This is a genomic window from Cellulosimicrobium sp. E-16 (assembly GCF_049913115.1).
Classification (GTDB): domain Bacteria; phylum Actinomycetota; class Actinomycetes; order Actinomycetales; family Cellulomonadaceae; genus Cellulosimicrobium.
On sequence record NZ_CP183974.1, the window covers coordinates 3,756,831 to 3,777,552 of the forward strand.

The 20,722-nt window shown below is 75.1% G+C and carries 20 protein-coding genes and 1 tRNA gene; 5 read left to right on the forward strand and 16 right to left on the reverse strand.

Annotated elements, in window-relative coordinates:
* Window positions 1-30 precede the first annotated feature (30 nt).
* The 8 genes from ACN9MS_RS16440 to groL form a co-directional block, all read right to left on the reverse strand.
* A complete protein-coding gene (locus ACN9MS_RS16440) occupies window positions 31-1,044 on the reverse strand; it encodes an energy-coupling factor ABC transporter permease (protein ID WP_426309523.1) in 1,014 nt (337 codons plus the stop codon).
* 1 nt (window position 1,045) lies between these two features.
* A complete protein-coding gene (locus ACN9MS_RS16445) occupies window positions 1,046-2,038 on the reverse strand; it encodes an urease accessory protein UreD (RefSeq protein ID WP_426309524.1) in 993 nt (330 codons plus the stop codon).
* 22 nt (window positions 2,039-2,060) lie between these two features.
* Entirely contained in the window at window positions 2,061-2,879 is an 819-nt protein-coding gene (ureG, locus tag ACN9MS_RS16450; RefSeq protein WP_426309525.1) for an urease accessory protein UreG, read from the reverse strand.
* A complete protein-coding gene (locus ACN9MS_RS16455; protein WP_426309526.1) occupies window positions 2,872-3,729 on the reverse strand; it encodes an urease accessory UreF family protein in 858 nt (285 codons plus the stop codon). Before ACN9MS_RS16455 ends, ureG begins: the two co-directional genes overlap by 8 nt.
* A gap of 3 nt (window positions 3,730-3,732) precedes the next feature.
* Window positions 3,733-5,451 (reverse strand): urease subunit alpha, encoded by a 1,719-nt coding sequence (locus ACN9MS_RS16460; protein WP_426309527.1) that lies wholly within the window; start codon window positions 5,449-5,451, stop codon window positions 3,733-3,735.
* 3 nt (window positions 5,452-5,454) lie between these two features.
* Window positions 5,455-5,841: an urease subunit beta gene (gene ureB, locus ACN9MS_RS16465; protein ID WP_426309528.1), complete on the reverse strand. Its 387-nt coding sequence runs from the start codon at window positions 5,839-5,841 to the stop codon at window positions 5,455-5,457.
* Window positions 5,842-5,891: 50 nt separating this feature from the next.
* Complete coding sequence (locus tag ACN9MS_RS16470) at window positions 5,892-6,194, reverse strand: urease subunit gamma (RefSeq protein WP_237840218.1); 303 nt, start codon at window positions 6,192-6,194, stop codon at window positions 5,892-5,894.
* A 166-nt stretch (window positions 6,195-6,360) separates the two neighbouring features.
* A complete protein-coding gene (gene groL, locus ACN9MS_RS16475) occupies window positions 6,361-7,986 on the reverse strand; it encodes a chaperonin GroEL (RefSeq protein ID WP_426309529.1) in 1,626 nt (541 codons plus the stop codon).
* A 292-nt stretch (window positions 7,987-8,278) separates the two neighbouring features.
* Between groL and ACN9MS_RS16480 the strand changes: the two genes are divergently transcribed.
* A complete protein-coding gene (locus tag ACN9MS_RS16480) occupies window positions 8,279-9,748 on the forward strand; it encodes a glycoside hydrolase family 15 (protein ID WP_426309530.1) in 1,470 nt (489 codons plus the stop codon).
* A 7-nt stretch (window positions 9,749-9,755) separates the two neighbouring features.
* Here the strand turns inward: ACN9MS_RS16480 and ACN9MS_RS16485 are convergent, their stop codons facing one another.
* The 4 genes from ACN9MS_RS16485 to ACN9MS_RS16500 form a co-directional block, all read right to left on the reverse strand.
* The gene (locus tag ACN9MS_RS16485) at window positions 9,756-11,258 is read right to left on the reverse strand and encodes a phytoene desaturase family protein (RefSeq protein WP_426309531.1); all 1,503 of its coding nucleotides are present in this window, start codon (window positions 11,256-11,258) and stop codon (window positions 9,756-9,758) included.
* Window positions 11,259-11,277: 19 nt separating this feature from the next.
* Window positions 11,278-11,481: a cold-shock protein gene (locus ACN9MS_RS16490; RefSeq protein ID WP_047232397.1), complete on the reverse strand. Its 204-nt coding sequence runs from the start codon at window positions 11,479-11,481 to the stop codon at window positions 11,278-11,280.
* Between the two features lie 181 nt (window positions 11,482-11,662).
* Window positions 11,663-12,313, reverse strand: a complete 651-nt coding sequence (locus tag ACN9MS_RS16495) for a LytR C-terminal domain-containing protein (protein ID WP_426309532.1) — start codon at window positions 12,311-12,313, stop codon at window positions 11,663-11,665.
* 79 nt (window positions 12,314-12,392) lie between these two features.
* Window positions 12,393-12,713 carry a DUF3263 domain-containing protein gene (locus tag ACN9MS_RS16500; RefSeq protein WP_426309533.1) on the reverse strand — a complete coding sequence of 107 codons (321 nt, stop codon included), beginning with the start codon at window positions 12,711-12,713 and terminating at the stop codon, window positions 12,393-12,395.
* Window positions 12,714-12,967: 254 nt separating this feature from the next.
* On the opposite strand from ACN9MS_RS16500, the gene ACN9MS_RS16505 reads away from it, so the two are divergent.
* Together ACN9MS_RS16505 and ACN9MS_RS16510 are read left to right on the forward strand one after the other, a co-directional pair.
* On the forward strand, window positions 12,968-13,624 hold the full coding sequence (locus ACN9MS_RS16505; protein ID WP_426311915.1) for a uracil-DNA glycosylase: 657 nt from the start codon (window positions 12,968-12,970) through the stop codon (window positions 13,622-13,624).
* A gap of 66 nt (window positions 13,625-13,690) precedes the next feature.
* Complete coding sequence (locus tag ACN9MS_RS16510) at window positions 13,691-14,557, forward strand: SGNH/GDSL hydrolase family protein (RefSeq protein WP_426309534.1); 867 nt, start codon at window positions 13,691-13,693, stop codon at window positions 14,555-14,557.
* A 60-nt stretch (window positions 14,558-14,617) separates the two neighbouring features.
* On the opposite strand, the gene ACN9MS_RS16515 is transcribed toward ACN9MS_RS16510, so the two are convergent.
* The 4 genes from ACN9MS_RS16515 to ACN9MS_RS16530 all read right to left on the reverse strand — a co-directional run bounded on the left by ACN9MS_RS16515 (window position 14,618) and on the right by ACN9MS_RS16530 (window position 18,113).
* A tRNA-Thr gene (locus ACN9MS_RS16515) sits at window positions 14,618-14,693 on the reverse strand.
* 91 nt (window positions 14,694-14,784) lie between these two features.
* Complete coding sequence (locus ACN9MS_RS16520; protein WP_426309535.1) at window positions 14,785-15,639, reverse strand: DsbA family protein; 855 nt, start codon at window positions 15,637-15,639, stop codon at window positions 14,785-14,787.
* A gap of 88 nt (window positions 15,640-15,727) precedes the next feature.
* A complete protein-coding gene (locus ACN9MS_RS16525) occupies window positions 15,728-16,303 on the reverse strand; it encodes a hypothetical protein (RefSeq protein ID WP_426309536.1) in 576 nt (191 codons plus the stop codon).
* Between the two features lie 88 nt (window positions 16,304-16,391).
* Entirely contained in the window at window positions 16,392-18,113 is a 1,722-nt protein-coding gene (locus ACN9MS_RS16530; protein WP_426309537.1) for a protein kinase domain-containing protein, read from the reverse strand.
* 191 nt (window positions 18,114-18,304) lie between these two features.
* Here ACN9MS_RS16530 and ACN9MS_RS16535 point away from each other — a divergent pair, with 191 nt between their 5' ends.
* Both ACN9MS_RS16535 and otsB read left to right on the forward strand, forming a co-directional pair.
* On the forward strand, window positions 18,305-19,768 hold the full coding sequence (locus ACN9MS_RS16535; protein WP_426309538.1) for an alpha,alpha-trehalose-phosphate synthase (UDP-forming): 1,464 nt from the start codon (window positions 18,305-18,307) through the stop codon (window positions 19,766-19,768).
* Window positions 19,765-20,631: a trehalose-phosphatase gene (otsB, locus tag ACN9MS_RS16540; RefSeq protein WP_426309539.1), complete on the forward strand. Its 867-nt coding sequence runs from the start codon at window positions 19,765-19,767 to the stop codon at window positions 20,629-20,631. The genes ACN9MS_RS16535 and otsB overlap by 4 nt, the downstream gene beginning before the upstream one ends.
* Window positions 20,632-20,722: the final 91 nt, after the last annotated feature.

Here is a 20,722-nt window from a genome sequence, read left to right on the forward strand (position 1 = left end):
CAAGCGTAGGCGCCGCGGGTCACGCGCCGGTCACGGTCGGGCGGCCGCGGTGGCCTCCTTCCCCCGGGTGCGCAGGAGCGCGACGGTCAGCCCTGCGGCGAGGGCGACGACGAGGGCCACGCCGACGAGGCCCGCGACGCCGACGAAGATCCCGCCGGCCTCGCCGTAGTCGGCGAGCGGCATCCCCGCGAACGCGTGGTCGCGCGCCGCGTCCGCGAAGCCGACCGACTCGGCGGTCGCCTCGAGCCCGTCGGGCGTGGCCGCCGCGAACGACGACACGACGACCGCGGCGAGCAGCGCGCCCGACCCGAGCGCGAGGACCGCGCGCCGCACGGCACCCGGCGAGACCACCGCACCGGGCGAGGCCACGGCGTCGGGCACGAGGGCGCCGTTCGCCGCGGAGCGCGCCACTCCCTCGACCGCCGCCACGCCCGGAGCGACGGCGAGCACGAGGCCGACGACGCCCGCGGTGATCAGTGCCTCGCCGAGCCCGATGACCGCGTGCACGGAGAGCATCTGGCCGACGAGCTCGCCCACCGGGACCGGAACCGTCCCGCCGACGGCGAAGAGCCCGGCGAACACCGCGGCCGAGGCGGGCACGCTGACGAGCGCTCCTATCCCCGCGGCGGCGCCTGCGCCCCGGCCGCGCGTCAGGCGCAGCACCCCGCGCGTCGCCGCCCAGCCGACGAGCGTCCCGACCACCGCCATGAGCAGCACGTTCGTGCCCAGCGCGGTGAGCCCGCCGTCCGCGAAGACGAGCGCCTGCACGAGCAGCACGAGCGTCACGGACAGCACGCCGAGCCACGGCCCGACGAGCGCGGCCGCGAGCGCCCCGCCCATGAGGTGCCCGCTCGTCCCGGCCGCGACGGGGTAGTTGAGCATCTGGACGGCGAAGACGAACCCGGTCGTCGCGGCCGTGAGCGCGACGCGACGTGGGGTGAGGTCCTCGCGCGCCCGGTACGCCGCGTAGCCGACGGCGGCGAGGGAGACGACGGCCGTCGTCGCGGACGTGGGGTCGTTGAGGAAGTGGTCGGGGACGTGCATGTCAGGCTCCTGTCGTCAGCAGTGTCGTACGGGGTTCGGAGAGGTTCGCGCCCGACGGCACGGCACGGCCGGGCGGCGCGTCGTCGCCGGGCGAGGCGGTCCTTCGGGCGGTGCGCGCGGCCGCTGTCCAGGCCGCCACGACGGCGTCGATCCCTGCGTCGTGGGTGCTCGCGCCGAGGTGGCGGGCGATCGCGCCGGGTCCGTCGAGGTCGAGCCGCAGCGGTCCGGCCGGCGTGGGCGGGCCTGCTCGTCGGGTGGGCTCCGGGCTCGTGCCGGAGGGCGCGTCGATCACGGGAGGCCGGGCGCCGAGGCACAGCACCGAGTCGACGACCCGGGCGGCGCCGAGGATCCCGGGGAGCGCACGGTCGTCGCCGAGGTCCAGGTCCTCGACGAAGAGCTCGTGCACGCGCTGCGGCCGCGTCGGCTCGTGCTGCCATGCAGGACCCGACCCGCCCGGCGCCGCGGACTCACCGGTCGTGGCGGCACCGCGGGGCACCCGGGCGTCGGGAGGAGTCGACAGCTCGACCCCGGTGCGCGACCGCAGCCGCCCTCCCGCCTCACCGGTGCGGCCCAGGACGAGCGTCTCGCGCAGGAGCGCGACGCCACCGGCACCCTGCGCCCCGCCGTCGGCGAGCGCCAGGCGCGTGGAGCGCTCGACGTCGGCCCCGTCCGCCACGACGAACGGCAGCGCGTCCCACACCAGGAGCCCCCCGACGTCGACCCGCACGTCCACGTCCCACGAGGCCGACCGGCCGCGCCCGGCGTAGGCGACGGTGCCCGACACCTCGACGAGCTCGAGCTCGACGCCCCGCCCCACGAGCACCTCGACGCGGACGTGGTCGCCGCCGAGGAGCAGCGCGCGCGTGGCCACGAGCGCCACCCGCGCGGTGCCCGGGCCGGTGGACAGGACGCGCGGGCTCAGGGCGCCCGGGCGCAGGTCGCACCGCACGCGACCCCCCTCCCGGTACGCCCCGACCCGCGTCACCTCGTCCACGAGCGTCTCGTCGCCCCGGGCCTCAGTCGCGCACGACGGCGGCCACCGGCTCCGCGGCCGCGCCGCCGTGCTCGTCGGCATGGGGGAGCCCGTGCCCGTGGTCGTGCGACGCGTCGCCCTCCTCGTGGCTGTGGAGGAAGCCGTTGCCCTCCTCGTCCGCGTGGAAGTGCGGTGCCATCGGACCCGGGTCCTGCGGCACGTGCGCGCCCGCGCGGTGCGCCGCCAGCAGCGTCTGCACCCACGTGGTGAGCGCGTCGATCGACTCGCGGTCGAGGCGCGAGAGGGCGAGCACCGGGGCGCCGTCGCGCGCGGCCGTCGCGTCGAGGACCATCCGCGGCACGTCGACACCCACGTAGGGCGCGAGGTCGGTCTTGTTGACGACGAGCAGGTCCGCCCGGGCGATACCCGGGCCGCCCTTGCGCGCGACGTCCCCGCCGCCCGCGACGTCGAGCACGAAGATCTGCGCGTCCACCAGCGCCGGGGAGAACGTCGCGGTGAGGTTGTCCCCACCGGACTCGACGAGCACGACGTCGAGCGGCGCGAAGTCCTCCTCGAGGTCCTCGACCGCGAGCAGGTTCGCGGTCACGTCGTCGCGGATCGCGGTGTGCGGGCACGCGCCGGTCTCGACCGCGCGGATGCGCTCGGGGTCGAGCACGCCCGCGGAGCGCAGGAAGCGCGCGTCCTCGTCGGTGTAGATGTCGTTGGTGATGACGCCGAGCTGCAGCACGCCGGACAGCTCGCGGCACAGCAGCGCGATGAGCGAGCTCTTGCCCGTGCCGACGGGGCCGGCGACGCCGAGGCGCAGGGAACGAGTACTGGCGGGGGTCGTCTGATCAGGCACTGAACAGCCTCTCGGTGGTGCGGGCGTGGAACTCGGCCCACTGCTCGACGAGCGGTGCGCCGTGCGCGGGGATCGCGCGGGGGTCGGTCAGGTGGGCGACGTCGTGGGCGAGCACGTCGATCGTGGGTTGGGCGGCGACGACCCAGCCCGTCGCGACGACCGGGTCGACGGGCTCGAGCTTGAGCGTCGCGGCGGCGACGGTCTGCACGTCCTCGTACCCGACGAGGCGCGCGACCTGGAGCGCGGACAGCCCCGCGCACGCGGCGGTCACGCCGAGCACCACCGGTCGCGGGGGCTGCGGCGCCCTGCGGCCCGTCGCCGCCCGACGCCCTGCACCGGTGTCGGCGCCCGACGGCGCTCGCTCGGCCGACGTCGCGCCGTCGTCCGCGTCGGGCGACCCGTCGGCTCGGCGCGCGTCGGCGACGAGCACCGCCGCCGCGTCCAGCGCGGCGACCGCGGGGTGCCCGGCCCACAGTCGCCGCAGGAGCCGCAGATAGCCGCGGCCGAGCCGCTGCGACGTCTCGCGGAGCGCGGGCGACGGCGTCCGGGCCGTCCAGGCGAGCCACGTGTCGGCGAGGTCGCCCGCCGCGGACGCCACGCCGTCGGGCACGGGACCGGCCGCGAGCGCTGCGTGCCGCGCGACGACCGCCGTGGCCGCCTCGACGCGCGTGACCGTGGCGAGACGCGCGCGCACGTAGCGGGGCACGTGCGCCGCGGGCATGCCCGCCCGCAGCGCGGGCTCGAGGCCCGCGGACTGCGTGTGCCCGCCGGTGGGCAGGCGCGCGTCCGCGAGCAGCGCGAGCATGAGCTCCGCGCGCCCCTCCGCGTCGACCTCGTGCGTCTCGCTCATGGCTCAGAACAGCGAGTAGAGCTGCGCGAGGGGCAGCCGGTCGGCGGGGGCGGGGACGACGAGCTCGCCGTCGACCTCGATCGCGAAGGACTCCGGGTCGATGTCGATCTGCGGCAGGTAGTCGTTGTTCTTCATCTGCGCCTTGCCGACGCCACGCGTGTCCGCGACCGGGAGGAGCTGTCGGGCGAGCCCGAGCCGCTCCTCGAGGCCGTCGTCGAGCGCGGCGGGCGAGACGAACGACATGGACACGTCGGCCCCGATCGCGTCGGCGAGCGCCGGGCGCATGAGCACGGGCTGCGGCGACGGGATGGACGCGTTCGGGTCGCCCAGCGCGCCCCACACGAGCGCACCGCCCTTCATGACGACGCTCGGCCGGACGCCGAAGAGCTTGGGCTCCCACAGCACGAGGTCGGCGACCTTGCCCGGCTCGACCGATCCCACGTACGCGTCGATCCCGTGCGCGACGGCCGGGTTGATCGTGTACTTGGCGACGTACCGGCGCGCGCGCAGGTTGTCCGCCAGCAGCTCCGGCCCGCGCGCGCCGCCCGGGTGCGCGCCGCGGCGTGCCTTCATGACGTGCGCGACCTGCCACGTGCGCGTGACGACCTCGCCGATGCGGCCCATGGCCTGCGCGTCGGACGACGTGATGGACATGGCGCCGAGGTCGTGGAGCACGTCCTCGGCGGCGATGGTCGTGCCGCGGATGCGCGACTCGGCGAACGCGAGGTCCTCGGCGACCTGCGGGTTGAGGTGGTGGCACACCATGAGCATGTCGAGGTGCTCGGCGACGGTGTTGACCGTGTGCGGGAGGGTCGGGTTGGTCGATCCGGGGATGACGTTCGGGTGGCTCGCGACGGTGAGGATGTCGGGTGCATGGCCGCCGCCCGCGCCCTCGGCGTGGAACGCGTGGATCGAGCGGCCGCCGATCGCGCGGAGCGTCGACTCGACGAACCCGGCCTCGTTGAGCGAGTCGGAGTGCAGCGCGACCTGGAGCCCCCAGTCCTCCGCCGCCTTCAGTGCCGCATCGATCGCGGCCGGTGTCGAGCCCCAGTCCTCGTGGACCTTGTAGCCGCCCGCGCCCGCCATCGCCTGCTCGCGCAACCCTTCGGCGCTCACGGTGTTGCCCTTGCCGAGCAGCAGCACGTTCACGGGGAGCCGGTCGAGCGAGCGGTGGATCGCCTCGAGGTGCCACGCGCCGGGCGTGACCGTCGTGGCCTTGGTGCCCTCGCTCGGCCCGGTGCCGCCGCCCGCGACGGTCGTGATGCCCGTCGCGAGCGCCTCGACCACCTGCGACGGCGAGATGAGGTGCACGTGCGAGTCGATGCCGCCCGCGGTGAGGATCTTGCCCTCGCCGCTCACGACGTCCGTCGAGGGGCCGATGTGCAGGTCCGGGTGCACGCCGTCCGCGACGTCGGGGTTGCCCGCGCGCCCGAGCGCGACGATCCGCCCGTCCCGGATCCCGACGTCGGCCTTGACGATCCCCCACCAGTCCAGCACGACGGCGTTCGTGATCACCGTGTCGAGCGCGCCCTCGGCGCGGGTCGTCGACCCCTGCGCCATCGACTCGCGGATCGACTTGCCACCGCCGAAGACGACCTCCTCGCCGCCGAACGTGCGGTCCTCCTCGACCTCGATCCACAGGTCGGTGTCGCCGAGGCGCACCTGGTCGCCCGTCGTCGGGCCGTAGAGCGCGACGTAGCGCTCGCGCGAGATCGCGACCATGCGTCAGTCCTCCTCGGGGATGGTGGTGCTCCGCGCGCCGTCCAGCGCCCCGCCGTCGGGCTTGCCGCGCTGGAGCCCGGGGACGCGTCGTCGGCCCCGGAGGGCGACGGCCTCGACCTCCGCGGACGCGCCGGGCTCGAAGCGACGCGACGTGCCGGACGGGACGTCGAGCCGGAACCCGTGCGCGGCGGCGCGGTCGAGCTCGAGCGCGGCGTTGGCGTCGGGCAGGTGGAGGTGCGAGCCGATCTGCACGGGCCGGTCCCCCGTGTTCGTCACGACCAGCGTCACGCGCTCGTCGTCGGTGCGGTCGGCGTTGAGGACGACGGGCACGTCCTCGGTACCGCGCTTGAGCCGGATCGCGCCGGGTCCGCTCGTGCTGATGCCTGCCATGGGTCGCCTCGCTCTCGCTGAGCCTCGTGCGTGCGCCGGACCGGGCCGGTTCAGGCGATCGGCTGGTGGATGGTGACGAGCTTGCGCCCGTCGGGGAAGGTCGCCTCGACCTGGACGTCGGGCAGCATCTCCGCGACCCCGTCCATCACCTCGTCGCGACGGAGCACCTCGCGCCCCGAGACCATGAGCTCCTCGACGCCCGCCCCTTCTCGGGCCCGCTCGATCACCCACGTCGTCAGCAGTGCGACCGTCTCGGGGTAGTTGAGCAGCACGCCGCGCTCACGCCGGTCGCGCGCGACCATGCCCGCGACGGCGAGCAGCAGCTTCTCGGTGTCCGCGGGCGTCAGGTGCATGGCGGTGATCCTGCCGCGCGTTCGTTTCCGGCGTGTATACACCGCGTTATACGTCCGTGTACCGGAGCTCCGGGCACGACGAAGGCCGCCGACCGGGCGAACCCGGCCGACGGCCTTCGATGTCCTGCGACCTCCCGGACCAGGCCGGGAGGGGGTCAGGCGTGGATCAGAAGTCCATGCCGCCCATGCCACCGTCGCCACCCGGCATGGCCGGGGTCTTCTCCGGCTTGTCGGCGACGACGGCCTCGGTCGTGAGGAAGAGCGCCGCGATGGAGGCGGCGTTCTGGAGCGCGGAGCGCGTGACCTTGACCGGGTCGTTCACGCCGGCGGCGAGGAGGTCCTCGTAGACACCGGTCGCGGCGTTGAGGCCCTGGCCGGACGGGAGGTTGCGCACCTTCTCCGCGACGACGCCGCCCTCGAGGCCCGCGTTGACGGCGATCTGCTTGAGCGGGGCGTCGATCGCGGCGCGCACGATCTGCGCACCGGTCGCCTCGTCACCCTCGAGCTCGAGCTTCTCGAACGCCACGGCACCGGCCTGGATGAGCGCGACGCCACCACCGGCGACGATGCCCTCCTCGACGGCCGCCTTCGCGTTGCGGACGGCGTCCTCGATGCGGTGCTTGCGCTCCTTGAGCTCGACCTCCGTCGCGGCACCCGCCTTGATGACGGCGACGCCGCCGGCGAGCTTCGCGAGGCGCTCCTGGAGCTTCTCGCGGTCGTAGTCGGAGTCCGACTTCTCGATCTCGCCACGGATCTGGTTGACGCGACCCTGGATCAGGTCGGCGTCGCCCGCGCCCTCGACGATCGTGGTCTCGTCCTTGGTGACGACGACCTTGCGCGCCTGGCCGAGCAGGTCCAGCGTCGCGTTCTCGAGCTTGAGGCCCACCGTCTCGGTGATGACCTGGCCGCCGGTGAGGATCGCGATGTCCTGGAGCATGGCCTTGCGGCGGTCGCCGAAGCCCGGGGCCTTGACGGCGACGGACTTGAACGTGCCACGGATCTTGTTGAGCACCAGGGTCGCGAGCGCCTCGCCCTCGACGTCCTCGGCGATGATGAGGAGCGAGCGGCCGGCCTTCATGACCTGGTCGAGGACCGGGAGCAGGTCCTTCACGTTCGCGATCTTGGACTCGACGATGAGGACGTACGGGTCCTCGAGCACGGCCTCCTGGCGCTCGGGGTCCGTCTCGAAGTAGCGCGCGAGGAAGCCCTTGTCGAAGCGCATGCCCTCGGTGAGCTCGAGCTCGAGGCCGAACGTGTTCGACTCCTCGACCGTGATGACGCCCTCCTTGCCCACCTTGTCGAGGGCCTCGGCGATGAGCTCGCCGATCGCGGGGTCGCCGGCGGAGATGGCGGCCGTGGCGGCGATCTCCTCCTTGGTCTCGATCTCCTTGGCGGCGTTGAGCAGCTGCTCGGTCACCGCGTCGACGGCCTTCTCGATGCCGCGCTTGACGGCGATCGGGTTGGCGCCGGCCGCGACGACGCGCAGGCCCTCGCGCACGAGCGCCTGGGCGAGCACGGTCGCGGTGGTGGTGCCGTCACCCGCGACGTCGTCGGTCTTCTTGGCGACCTCCTTGACGAGCTCCGCACCGATCTTCTCGTACGGGTCCTCGAGCTCGATCTCCTTGGCGATGGAGACGCCGTCGTTCGTGATGGTCGGCGCGCCCCACTTCTTGTCGAGCACGACGTTGCGGCCCTTGGGGCCGAGGGTGACCTTGACGGTGTCGGCGAGGATGTTGAGCCCTCGCTCCATGCTCCGACGAGCCTCCTCGTCGAAGGCGATGATCTTGGCCATGGGGAATGATCCTCCGCTGGTGGCGTGTGGCGGTCGGCCGGCGCCCGCGACGGACGGCCCGCGACGGGCGGCGTTCATGTCACGCCGCCGGGGCGGGCCTCACCTGTCGACCTGGTGTGGTGCGCCGCACCCGCGGTGAGCGGCTGCCTGCGCTGGTCACTTCTGTCACTCTCATGACGAGAGTGCTAACGCCATTATTGGCACTCGCAGGGGGCGAGTGCAAGACAGCCTGGCGCTGCCCGTCCTCGTATCGCGACGGGCGAAACCCGCCGCACCTCGCGATCCCCCTAGGATGCGCGGTGTGATCCGCGCAACACCGTCGTGGCGCCTCGCAGCAGCCCTGGCCGGCTTCGTGCTGGTCCCTGCCCTCGGCCTCACCGCCGCGACCGCCGTCGCCGCCCCCACGGGCGAGCACATCGACCTGTACCAGGACGGCGTGGCCGTCACGACCGCGCCCGACGGCGGCACCGCGCTCCTGCGCCTCGCCCCCGGTGCCGGGGCGACCTACCTTCCCGGCAGCCGCGTGCTCGACCCGACGACCCTCGACCCGATCGCGCTCGCCGCGGGCGTCGACCCCGCGGACGGCGAGGCGAACCGGCTCGCCCAGGTCGCCGGCACCCGGCTCGACGCGTCGGCGCTCCTCGACACCGGACGGGCGCAGGACGCCGCCGCCGCGTCACGCGCATGGCTCGCGTCCGGCGTCGTCCCCGGCGCGGACGGCTCGTTCGCCGCGCTCGGCGAGGCCGCGCTGCTCGACCTGCGCGCCCTCACCCTCGACGACGGCGCCGCGCTCGCCGCCGCCTCCCCCAAGTGGCGCTACGTGTGGCCCCGCGACGCGTCGTTCACCGCCGCGGCGTTCGCGCGCACCGGGCACGTCGACGACGCGCGGGACGTCCTCGGCTTCCTCGCCCGCGTCCAGGAGGACGACGGGTCGTTCCACGCGCGCTACCTGCCCGACGGCTCCGGCGTCCCCGACGACCGCGGCCTCCAGTCCGACGGCGTCGGCTGGGTCCTGTGGGCGACCGACGTCGTGCTCGAGGAGACGCCCCCCGCCGAGCGGCGCCAGGTCGCCGCGGAGCTGCGGCCCCTCGTCGACGCCGCGACCGAGCACGCGCTCTCGCTCGTCGACGGCGAGGACCCGCTGCCCCCGCCGTCGAGCGACTACTGGGAGGTCGAGCCGACGGCGCTGACCCTCGGCACCGCCGGTCCCCTGCTCGCCGGGCTCGAGGCCGCGGCGGACGTCTACGCCGCGGCGGGTGACACGGCGCGGGCCACCGAGGCGACGCTCGGCGCCGCACGGCTGCGCATGGCCGTCGAGCGGTCGTTCGGGTCGCAGGGCTACCCGCGCCACGTCACCGGCGGCGCGCGCGACGCGTCGACCGCGTTCGTCCTGCCCCCGTTCCAGCCCGAGCCGCTCGCGGGAGCGGACGTCGCGTGGCGCGCGTCCGTGACGGAGATGCTGCGCCCCGCCGGTGGGCTCGCACCCGGGGCGGGCTGGCGCGAGGACGGCATCTCCTGGACGCCGCAGACGACGCTCTACGCGCTCACCGCCGCGTCGTCGTCCGAGCCCGAGGACGTCGCGGACGCCGAGGAGTGGCTGCGGTGGGTCGACGACCACCGCACCGCGTCCGGCGCGATCCCGGAGAAGGTGCTCGCGGACGGGGCGCCCGCCGCCGTCGCACCGCTGTCCTGGAGCTCCGCGCTCGTCGTGCTCGCCCTCGTCGAGCTCGACGCGCAAGAACCGGTCGCCCCCACGCGGTAGGGCGCGGTCAGGTCCGCGCGCCGGCCCCCGCCGTCGGCGCGAGGCTCGGCTCCTCCCGCACGTCGAACTCCCGGCGCAGGACGCGCCGCGCGGCGTACCAGCCGCCGAGCCCGTGCACGCCCGGCCCGGGCGGCGTCGACGCCGAGCACAGGTACACGCCCTCGAGCCCGACGGCGTACGGGTCGAGGCGCGGCGTCGGGCGCGCGACCATCTGCCACATGCTCACGGCACCGCCCGCGATGTCGCCGCCCACGTAGCTCTCGTCGTGCGCGGCCATCTCCGCCGCGGGGACGCAGCGCGACGTGACGACGACGTCCCGGAAGCCCGGGGCGAACCGTTCGACCTGCGCGACGACGTCCTCCGTCACGTCGCGCGTCGAGCCGGCGGGCACGTGCGCGTACGTCCACAGGGGCCGCAGACCGCCCGACCCTCGGCCGGGGTCGACGACGGTCGGGTCGCTGACCAGGACCACCGGGCGCACGGCGTGGCGTCCGGCCGCGACGTCCGCCTCCGCGCGCGCCATCTCGCCGCGCGTGCCGCCGAGGTGCACCGTGCCGGCGCGCCCCACCTCCGGGTCCGCCCACGGGACCGGCCCGGAGAGGACGAGATCGACCTTGGCGGCCGCGTCACCGTGCCGGAAGCGCCGCAGGGCCCACTCGGCCCGCGGAGAGAGGCGGTCGCCGAACACGTCCGCGACGACGTGCGGCGCCGTGTCGAACACGTAGGCCCGAGCCCGCGGCAGGTCGGCGCGCGTCCCGACGCGGTGGCCCGTGAGGACCTGCCCGCCGTGAGCACGCAGGTCGTCCAGGAGGGCCGCGACGATCGCGCCCGACCCGCCCCGCGGCAGCGGCCACCCGCCCGGCGCGTGACCGAGCGACGCGAGCAGCAGCGCGGTCCCGGCGGCGGCGAGGGACGGCAGGCGGGCGATCGCGTGCGCCGCGACGCCCGTGAGCAGCGCCCCGGCCTCGTCGGTGCGGAACCGCCGCGTCCAGGCCACGCTCCCCTGCTCGAGGACGGCCGCACCGAACCGGGCCGCCGACCCTGCGCCGCCCGGCGTCAGCACGCGCCCCGGCACCGACCGCTTGTCACCCAGGGCGACCGCGACGACGTCGCGCCAGCCCTCGGCGAGCGGGCCGAGCAGCGCGCGCCAGGCTGCGCCGTCGACACCGAGACGCTCCACTGTGCGGTCGAGGTCGTGGTACGCGATGCCCGCGCGGCCGCCGTCGAGCGGCTGCGCGTACGACACCTCGGGCGCGAGCAGCTCCACGCCCCGCGCAGCGAGGTCGAACGCCTCGAAGAACGGGGACGCCCACGCCATCGGGTGCACGGCCGAGCACACGTCGTGCACGACCCCGTCCGCGAGGCCGAGCTCGAGCGTGCGCGAGCCGCCACCGATCGTCGGCTGCGCCTCGAGGACGCGCACGGCGAGACCGGCGCGTGCGAGGGTCACGGCGGCGGCCAGCCCGTTGGGGCCTGAACCGACGACGACGGCGTCGAGGTTCTCCGTCACGCGACCCTCGCGAGCGGCGTCAGAGCGGCCGCACCTGCTCGGCCTGCGGGCCCTTGGTGCCCTGGCCGAGCTCGAACTCGACCTCCTGGCCCTCGTCGAGCGTGCGGTAGCCGTCGGTCTGGATCGCGCTGAAGTGCACGAAGAGGTCCTGTCCGCCGGCCGCGGGCGTGATGAACCCGTAGCCCTTCTCGGAGTTGAACCACTTCACGGTGCCCTGAGCCATCTACGTCTCCTCGTGCATCGTCGCCCGCGAGGCGACCCCCGCCCCGTGGTAGCCCGAGCCTAGCCCGCGAGCGGCGTGCACGGAAGGTCGAACGCGCGGCTGACGTCGTCGGACGAAAACGTGAAAGGGCAGGTCAGCGGAGGGCCGCCGGACCGATGCAGGGTTGTGCGTCCGAACGCCGTCAGCCGGCTGGAGTGAGCTCCGACTTGACGATCACCACGACGTCCCCGGAACGGAGCGTCTGCTGGCTCACCTGCTCCGCCGGGATACCGAGGATCGCCGCCACGGCCGCGGCGCTGTCGCTCCGGTCCTCGCCGTACCAGACCGTGGTGACCGCGACGTCGTCCGGGTCACCCTCGTAGTCCGCGGCCTCGACGTTCGTGAAGCCCTGGTTCGCGAGAGCGTCGCGGCCCTTGCCCGCCTCGCCGCCGATTCCGCTGGCATTGAGGACGCGGACGCTGGCGGCCGGGTCGGCCGCCGCCATGAGCGTCGCGAGGTCCGGGGCCGCGGGGGTCTCCTCGACGGGCGGCTCCTCCTCCGCCGGGGGCTCCTCCTCCGCGGGGGGCTCTTCCGTCTCCTCGGCGGGCGGCGCCTCGGTCTCCTCCGCGGCGGGGTCCGTGGACTGCGCCTGCGGCGGGTTCTCGGTCGCTCCGTTGTCCGACAGCAGCGCGACGCCCCCGTACGCGAGGCCGGCGAAGACGACGGCGACCAGCAGGAACGGCCACGTCTTGCTCCACCCGCTGCGCGGCGTGCGGTGCACCCCCACGGGGGAGCCCTGCTGCGCGGGCGCGTCGAACTCGTCGGGCGCGTAGGGGTAGCGGCTCTTCGTCACGGCGACAGGGTAGCCCGGTCAGGCCCGTTGGCTAAACGCCCAGTTCGCCCGGACTTCACGGGCGAAGGTCCGTCGCATCTCAGAGCCCTTCGAGCCGACGGGCCGTGCGAGCCCGCTGCCTGGTGGAACGCATCCGGCGCAGCCGCTTGACGAGCATCGGGTCGTGCGCGAGCGCAGCCGGGGAGTCGATGAGCGCGTTGAGCACCTGGTAGTAGCGCGTCGCGGTCATGTCGAACAGCTCGCGCACCGCCTGCTCCTTGGCGCCCGAGTACTTCCACCACTGCCGCTCGAACGCCAGGATCTCCTGGTCGCGCTCGCTCAGGCCCGGCGCCGAGCCCTCCTGGACGGTCGGGTCGCCGACCGCGTCGGGTCCGTCGAGCACGTACGCCGCCTCGCTCATCGTTCCCTCCCTGCACTCTCTCGTCACGGGACCTGCGCACCCGGTGCGCGCGGCCGCCTCTCAGCGTACGCACGAACCACACGGGTGTCATTCGTCCTCGCCGTGGTCTGCCGAGCGCATGCCGAGGCTCTCCGCGCGCCGGTTAGGCTCGGGCCGTGGAGAGCGCACCCGTCCAGCCCGTCGACGTCGACCCGGGCAGCACCCCGGCCGTCACCGATCCGGCGCCGAGCCCCCGCCCCCCGCTCGCGAGCATCATGGCGCCCGACTGGGCCGAGGCGCTCGCGCCCGTCGAGCCCCAGCTCCACGCGACGGGGGACTTCCTGCGTGCGGAGGTCGCGGCCGGCCGCGAGTACCTGCCCGCGCCGTCGGCGATCCTCAACGCCTTCTCACGGCCGCTCGCGGACGTGCGCGTGCTCGTCGTCGGGCAGGACCCGTACCCGACGCCGGGCCACCCGATGGGGCTGTCGTTCTCCGTGCAGCCGCACGTGCGCCCGGTGCCGCGCTCGCTCCAGAACATCTTCGCCGAGCTCGCGGAGGACGTCGGCGCCCCCACGCCCGCGAACGGCGACCTCACCGCGTGGAGCGACCAGGGCGTCATGCTGCTCAACAGGGTGCTCACCGTCCGCCCCGGCGAACCCGGCTCGCACCGCGGCCAGGGGTGGGAGGCCGTCACGGAGGCCGCGATCCGGGCGCTCGTCGCGCGCGACGCCCCCCTCGTCGCGATCCTGTGGGGCCGCGACGCCGCGACGCTGCGCCCGATGCTCGGCGACACCCCCGTCGTCGCGAGCGCCCACCCGAGCCCGCTCTCCGCGCGCCGCGGGTTCTTCGGCTCCCGCCCGTTCTCGCGCGTCAACGAGCTCCTCGTCGCCCAGGGCGCGCCCCCCGTCGACTGGACCCTCCCGACCGCGTAGCCCGTCCTCGCCGAGCGAGAACCCCGGTTCGCCGGAGAGCGGGACCGACGGGAGCAGAATGGGCAGGTGACGACGCAGAACCCGACGACCACTCCCCTGGCCGGTGACGCCTCCGACGCCCCTCGACCCGACGCACCGCCCCCCTGGTCGAGCTACCTCGCGATCGGCGACTCGTTCACCGAGGGCCTGTGGGACCCCTACCCCGGCGAGGAGGACCACCAGCGCGGCTGGGCCGACCTCCTCGCGCAGCACCTCGCCGCCCGCCGCGTCGCGGCGGGCGAGGAGCCGCTGCGCTACGCGAACCTCGCGATCCGCGGGCGCAAGCTCCGCTCGATCCTCACCGAGCAGGTGCCTGCGGCGCTGGAGCTGAGGCCGGAGCTCGTGAGCGTCATCGGCGGCGGCAACGACATCCTGCGGCCGAACGCGGACGTCGACCGGCTCGCGCGCAACCTCGAGCACGCGGTCTCCCGCCTGCGAACCGCAGGGATCGACGTGCTCATGGCGACCGGCTTCGACGCCTCGCAGTCTCCGCTCGTGGGCCTCACCCGGTCCCGTGTCGGGGTGTACAACGCGCACATCTGGTCGATCGCGCGCCGGCAGGGCGCGTACGTGCTGGACCTGTGGGGCATGCGCGCGCTCCAGGACTGGCGCGTGTGGTCGGAGGACCGCATCCACCTGACGCCCGAGGGGCACCGGCGGGTCGCGCAGGCGGCGCTCGTCGGGCTGGGCCAGTCGCCCGACGACGCGGCGTGGGACGACCCGCTCGCTCCCCTGCCGCCGCTCCCGGCGCTCGACCGGGCGCGGCAGAACGCGCAGTGGGTGCGGACGCACGTCGTGCCCTGGGCGCAGCGCCGGATCCGGGGGACGTCGTCGGGCGACGGCCGCCTCCCCAAGGCGCCCGAGCTGTTGCCGGTCCCGCTCGCGCAGGACTGACGCCCCCGTCGACCGGGGAACGACGACGCCCCCGGCTCCGCGGAGCCGGGGGCGTCGTGGTGGAGCCGCCTGTCGGGTTCGAACCGACGACCTTTCGCTTACAAGGCGAGTGCTCTACCAGCTGAGCTAAGGCGGCGTGCCCGGGCTGCCGGGCGAGCGAACAGACTACCTGCTCGCCCGACGGCCCGGGACCGCGGCCGGCGCCGCGCGCGGCGCCGGCCTGCGGGTCAGCCCTGCGCGGCGGTGACGGCCTCCGTGAGCGCGTTCGGGTCGCTCCAGTTGCCGTCCCAGCGCTCGCCGTCGATCGTGATCGTCGGCGTGCCGAAGCCGCCCGACTGCGGGTTCACGAGGGCCTCGTCCTGCGTGACGAGGCTCGTCGCGGTAGCGGCCCAGTCGCCGTACGTCTCGACGGCGGTCCCGTCGGCGATGCCCGCGGCGACGTCGGCCGGGACGCCGGCCTGCTCGGCCAGGTCCGCGATCTGCTCGTCGGTGAGGGTCGAGACGTTCTCCTCGGGCTGGTTCTGGAACATGATCGCGTTGAACGCGTTCATCTGCTCCGGAGCGCGGTCCGCGATCCACGCGGCGGCCGCCGCGGAGCGGGTCGAGAACTGCTGCGCGTTCGCCATGCGGTCGAGGATCGAGACGGGGTGCAGGACGACGGTGATGTCGCCCGACTCGCGGAGCTGGTCGAGCGTCGCGCCGTTCGTCTCCTCGAACTGGCCGCAGATGGGGCACATGTAGTCGAGGTAGACGCCGACCTCGACCGCGCCCTCGTTCTCCGTCCCGGCCGCGCCGTCGGCGCCCATCGGGATGCCGCCGTCGTCGCGCGACGTGGACGGGCTCGTCACGTCGGCGAGGTTCCCGGCCGCGACGGCGTCGATCGTCTTGTTCTGGTCCTTCATGGCCGGGATCCACACGGCGAGGAACACGCCGACGAGCACGAGGACGCCCGCGACGAGCGCTCCGATCGTGATGAGGCGGTTCCGCTTGTCGCGCTTGGCCTGCGCCTCGCGCATCGCGAGGGCCTCCGCGCGCGCGGCCTCGCGGCGCTGGGCCTTGGTCTGGGCTTCGTTGCTGGGCATGGTCGTCCTCCGAGGGAGTTCCGAGAGCTGGGATGTGTCGGGGTGCGCGCCGACAGGGGTCGCGCGGGCCGTGCGTCCGACGGCGTCGTCAGACCAGGGCGAGCCGCGGCGGCCCGCGCCGCGTGCGCACCACCGCGTCGGCGAGGTGGTGCAGTGCGACGGGGACGGCGTCGGGCACCGGGCGGACGACCCGCCGGGCACCCGCCACGAGCGCGCCCACCGGGCGGCCCGCGCCCCGCACGACCCTCCGCAGCGCCTGCGCCGCGCCCGCCACGACCGCCCGGGAGCGGTCGTGGGCGCGCCGTGCCCACGCCGACACGCCCCACGCGACCGCCGCGGCCACGGCGTGCGCGACGACGACGGGCAGCGCGAGCACGCCCACCACGGTGACCATGGCGGCGGGGTCGCCGCCGAGCGCGGTGCCGGACGGGCAGTCCGGGGTCTCGTGGACGAGCGCGAGGTGCATCCCGGCGACGCCCCACGCGCCCGGCACCGTGACGCACTGGTGCACGACGGCGTACCCGCGGTCGGCGAGCTGCGTCACCAGCGCGGCGAGGAGCGTGAGGAGCAGGAGGGCGGGGCCGAGGAGCCGGCCGGTCACGGGCACGACGGACGTGCGCGTCACGCCGCGCGACCACGCGCGCGGCACCGTCGTCCGGAGCACGGCGCCCATCCTACGCATGCGTGCTGGTAGCGGGCTGGGAACGCCCGGGGTCGGGTCCACGAGAGGTCGCCGGCGCCGGGACTCGCGCTCAGCGCAACGACGGCGGCCCGGGGAAGGGCCACCACGTCACCTCGGGGTCGCCGGCGAGGAGGACGACGCACAGGACCGTCAAGGCGAGCCCGACGCCCGCCAGCACGAGGGTCCCGGTGCGGCCCGGGGCGAGCCGCGCGAGCGCGGTCCGCGTCCCGTAGCGCGTGAGATGGGTCAGGGGCCCGGCCCACGCGAGCACGACGGCCGCGAGCGACGCGAGGCCCAGGATCACGGTCGTGACGACCGGCGAGTTGCCGCCGTCCGCGCCCTCGACGACGACCCAGCGGTCGGACTCCAGGAGCCACCACCCGGCCACGACGACGAGCACCCCCGCGCAGGCCGCGACGAGCAGCGACGGGAGCGCCCCGACGGCGGCGCGCACGACGTACCAGGGCGACGCCGCGACCGCCCGCACGGTGTCGCTGGGCGAGACCCCGCGCCGCTCGCGGCGCGCGTGGAGGGACTCGGTGGTCACGCCGACGATCCGCGCGAGGACGACGAGCACGGAGAGCACCACGAACGCGACGCCCGGGTGGAGCATGCCGAGCAGGACGAGCGGGGCCGCGAGGAGGAGCAGCGCGGTGCGGCGCGCGGCGGGCACGGGCCGGAGGTACAGCGGCTCGCCGTCCTCCCCCACGGGCGGCGCCCCGAGGTCGTCCATGAGGTCCTGCCCGGCGGGGACGGCCAGGGTGCGGCCGTCGTTGACCTGGGACTGCGAGGTCGGCAGCGGCGGCGGCACGACCTGCGCCGCGCCGGTCCAGGCCTGCGCGCCGGTGCCGCCCGGCACGACGGCGACGGGGGGCACGACCCGCGTGGGACCGGTGGGGGGACCGACGACCTGGGTCGCGGGGGCGAGGTCACCCGTGTCGGCGGCGTGCCGCAGCGCGGCGACGACCTCGGTCGGCCCGAGCCGCTGCGCGGGGTCCGCGTGCAGGGCACCGGCGAGCACGCGCGCCGTGACGGGCCCGAGCCCCGCGAGGTCGGGACGCCCGCTGCGCGCCCGGGCCAGCACGACGTCCGTGGGCCGGACCCCGAACGGCGCCCGACCCGTCGCGGCGTACGCGAGGAGCGCGGCCCAGCCCCACCAGTCCGTGCCGACGCTCGGTGCGGCGCCCTCCAGCAGCTCGGGCGCGAGGTAGCCGGGCGTGCCCATGACGAGGCCGGTCGAGGTGACGCGCGCGTCCTCGAGGCCCTGGGCGATGCCGAAGTCGATGAGCACGGGGCCGCGCGAGGAGACCATGACGTTGCTCGGCTTGAGGTCGCGGTGCACCACGCCGGCCGCGTGCACGGACTCCAGCGCGGCGGCGAGCTGGTCGGCGAGCTCGTAGAGGTCCCACGCGTCGAGCGGGCCGCCCTCGGCGACCTCGTCCTCGAGGGTCGGGCCGTCGACGAGCTCGGTGACGATGAACGCGTCGGGGCCGTCGAGCTCGACGTCGAGGATCTGCGCGACGGCGGGGTGCCGGAGGCGCTGGAGGGCGAGCGCCTCGCGCCGCAGCCGCTCGCGACCCTGGGCCGCGGCGTCGAGGTCGACGTGCGCGTGCAGGAGCTTGATCGCGACGAGGTTCCCGCCGCCGTCGTGCGCGCTGTGGACGGTGCCCATGGCCCCCGAGCCGAGGCGCGCGCCGATGAGATAGCCCCCGACCTCGCTGCCGGGCGCGGGGCCGCGCGACGGCCCGCCGGGGGCGGTCCGCGCGTCGACGCGCTGCGTGGGCTCCTCCATGGTGACAAGGTAGCCGCAGCGGGCGGGACATCGCCTTCCGGACCGGCCCGACGGGCCCGGTGGGCGACCCGGCCCGGGACGGACGGCCCGTCCGCGCGCCGGACGGGCCGACTACCCTGGGTCGCCCAGGCGCGATCCATCGAAGCTCAAGGAGTAGTCCATTGACAGGCAAAGAGGGATTCGATCTCGTCGTGGTGGCCAACCGGCTGCCCGTGGACTTCACGGTCGGACCCGGTGGCGACGTCGAGTGGAACCGCTCGCCCGGCGGTCTGGTCACGGCGCTCGAGCCCGTCATGCAGGCGTCCGACGGCGCGTGGGTCGGCTGGTCCGGCGCCCCCGACCTCGCGAGCGAGCCGTTCGACGCGGACGACATGCGGCTCGTTCCCGTCACCCTCTCGGCCGACGAGATCGAGCGCTACTACGAGGGCTTCTCCAACGACACGCTCTGGCCGCTCTACCACGACGTCATCTCGCCGCCCACGTACCACCGCACGTGGTGGGAGGCGTACCGGCGCGTCAACCAGCGCTTCGCCGACGCCGCGGTCGCACAGGTCTCGCTTGGCGGCGTCGTGTGGGTGCACGACTACCAGCTCCAGCTCGTGCCGCAGATGATCCGCGCCCAGCGCCCGGACGTGCGGATCGGGTTCTTCAACCACATCCCGTTCCCGCCCCTCGAGCTGTTCCAGCAGCTCCCCTGGCGCCGGCAGGTGCTCGACGGGCTCCTCGGCGCGGACCTCGTGGGCTTCCAGCGCGCGGGCGACGCCGCGAACTTCATCCGCGCCGTGCGCCGCCTGCGCGCGCACACGACGCGCGGCCCCATCATCACGGTCCCCGGCGAGGACGGTCGCGACCGCCACGTGCGCGCCGCGGCGTTCCCCATCTCGATCGACTCGCGCCGCTTCGACGAGCTCGCGCGCTCGCCCGAGGTGCAGCAGCGCTCGCGCGAGATCCGCGCCGACCTGGGCGACCCGGACATCATGATGCTCGGCGTGGACCGCCTGGACTACACCAAGGGCATCCGGCACCGCATCAAGGCGTACGGCGAGCTCCTCCAGGACGGGCGCCTCGACGTCGAGCACGCGACGCTCGTCCAGGTCGCGAGCCCGAGCCGCGAGAACGTCGACGCCTACCAGGAGCTGCGCGAGCACGTGGAGGGCGCCGTCGGGCGCATCAACGGGGAGTACGCCGAGATCGGGCACGCGGCGATCCACTACCTGCACCACTCCTACCCTCCGGAGGAGATGGCCGCGCTGTACCTCGCGGCGGACGTCATGCTCGTCACCGCGCTGCGCGACGGCATGAACCTCGTCGCCAAGGAGTACGTCGCCGCACGCTCCGACGACCGGGGGGTGCTCGTGCTCTCGGAGTTCACGGGCGCCGCGGACGAGCTCTCCTCCGGTGCGCTCCTCGTCAACCCGCACGACATCGACGGGATGAAGGACATCATCGTGGCCGCCGCGCACATGGACCACCGCGAGCAGCGCAAGCGCATGCGCCGCCTGCGCCGCAAGGTCCTGAGCGACGACGTCGCGAAGTGGTCGGAGTCGTTCCTCGGCGTGCTCACGGCCATGCCGTCGCGCGTGCCGCACCGCCGGCCGGACGACGTCGGCCAGGACGGGGCGCAGGCCGACCTCTCCGCCGAGGTCGGCGCGTGACCCGGCCCGACGGCGGCCCCGCGCTGCCTCCGTCCCTGCCCCGGCCCGTCGCCGACGCCGTCCGCGCGTTCGCGGGGGACGACAACGACTCCCCGCACGCCCGGCTCGTCGCGCTCGACTTCGACGGGACGCTCGCGCCCCTCGTCGACGACCCGCACGCGGCGCGCATGGCGCCCGCGGCGCGGGCCGCGGTCGACCGCCTCGGGAGGGTGCTCGCGGGGACGACGACGCGCCTCGCCCTGGTCTCGGGGCGCCACCTCGCGGACCTCGCCGAGCGCAGCGAGCCGCCCGTCGGGACCTTCCTCGTCGGCAGCCACGGCGCCGAGACCGGCGTCGTCACGCCGTCGGGTCTCGAGGCCGTCCCGCTCGAGCTGACAGCAGAGCAGACCGACGCCCTCGCGGCGCTGCGTGCGGGGCTCGCGGACGCCGTGGCGGGCCGCGAGGGCGCGTGGGTCCAGGACAAGCCGAGCGCCGCCGTCCTGCACACGCGGCTGGCGTCCCCGGCGGACACGCGGGCGGCCGAGGACGTCGCGGACGCCGTGGCCGAGCGGCTCGGGCTGCACGCGATGCACGGCAAGGACGTGGTGGAGGTCGCCGTCGTCGAGACCTCCAAGGGCGAGGCGGTCGACCGGCTGCGGGACGTCGTCGGGCAGGACGCGGGGATCCCGGGCTCGCGGACGCGCGTGCTGTACGCCGGGGACGACACCACGGACGAGACCGCGTTCGCCGTGCTCGGCCCGGGCGACCTGGGGGTGAAGGTCGGGGACGGCGAGACCCGGGCGAACGCACGGGTGCCCGACGCGGACGGGCTGGCCGCGGCGCTCGACCTGCTCGCCGACCTGCTGGGACGCCCGGAGGGCTGAGGGGCGCGTCACGGGTCGCCACGAAACCGCTACCCGATCGTGACCGGCTCTGTGACGAAGCACTCAGAAGCCGGAGTAGTATCGGGTCCAC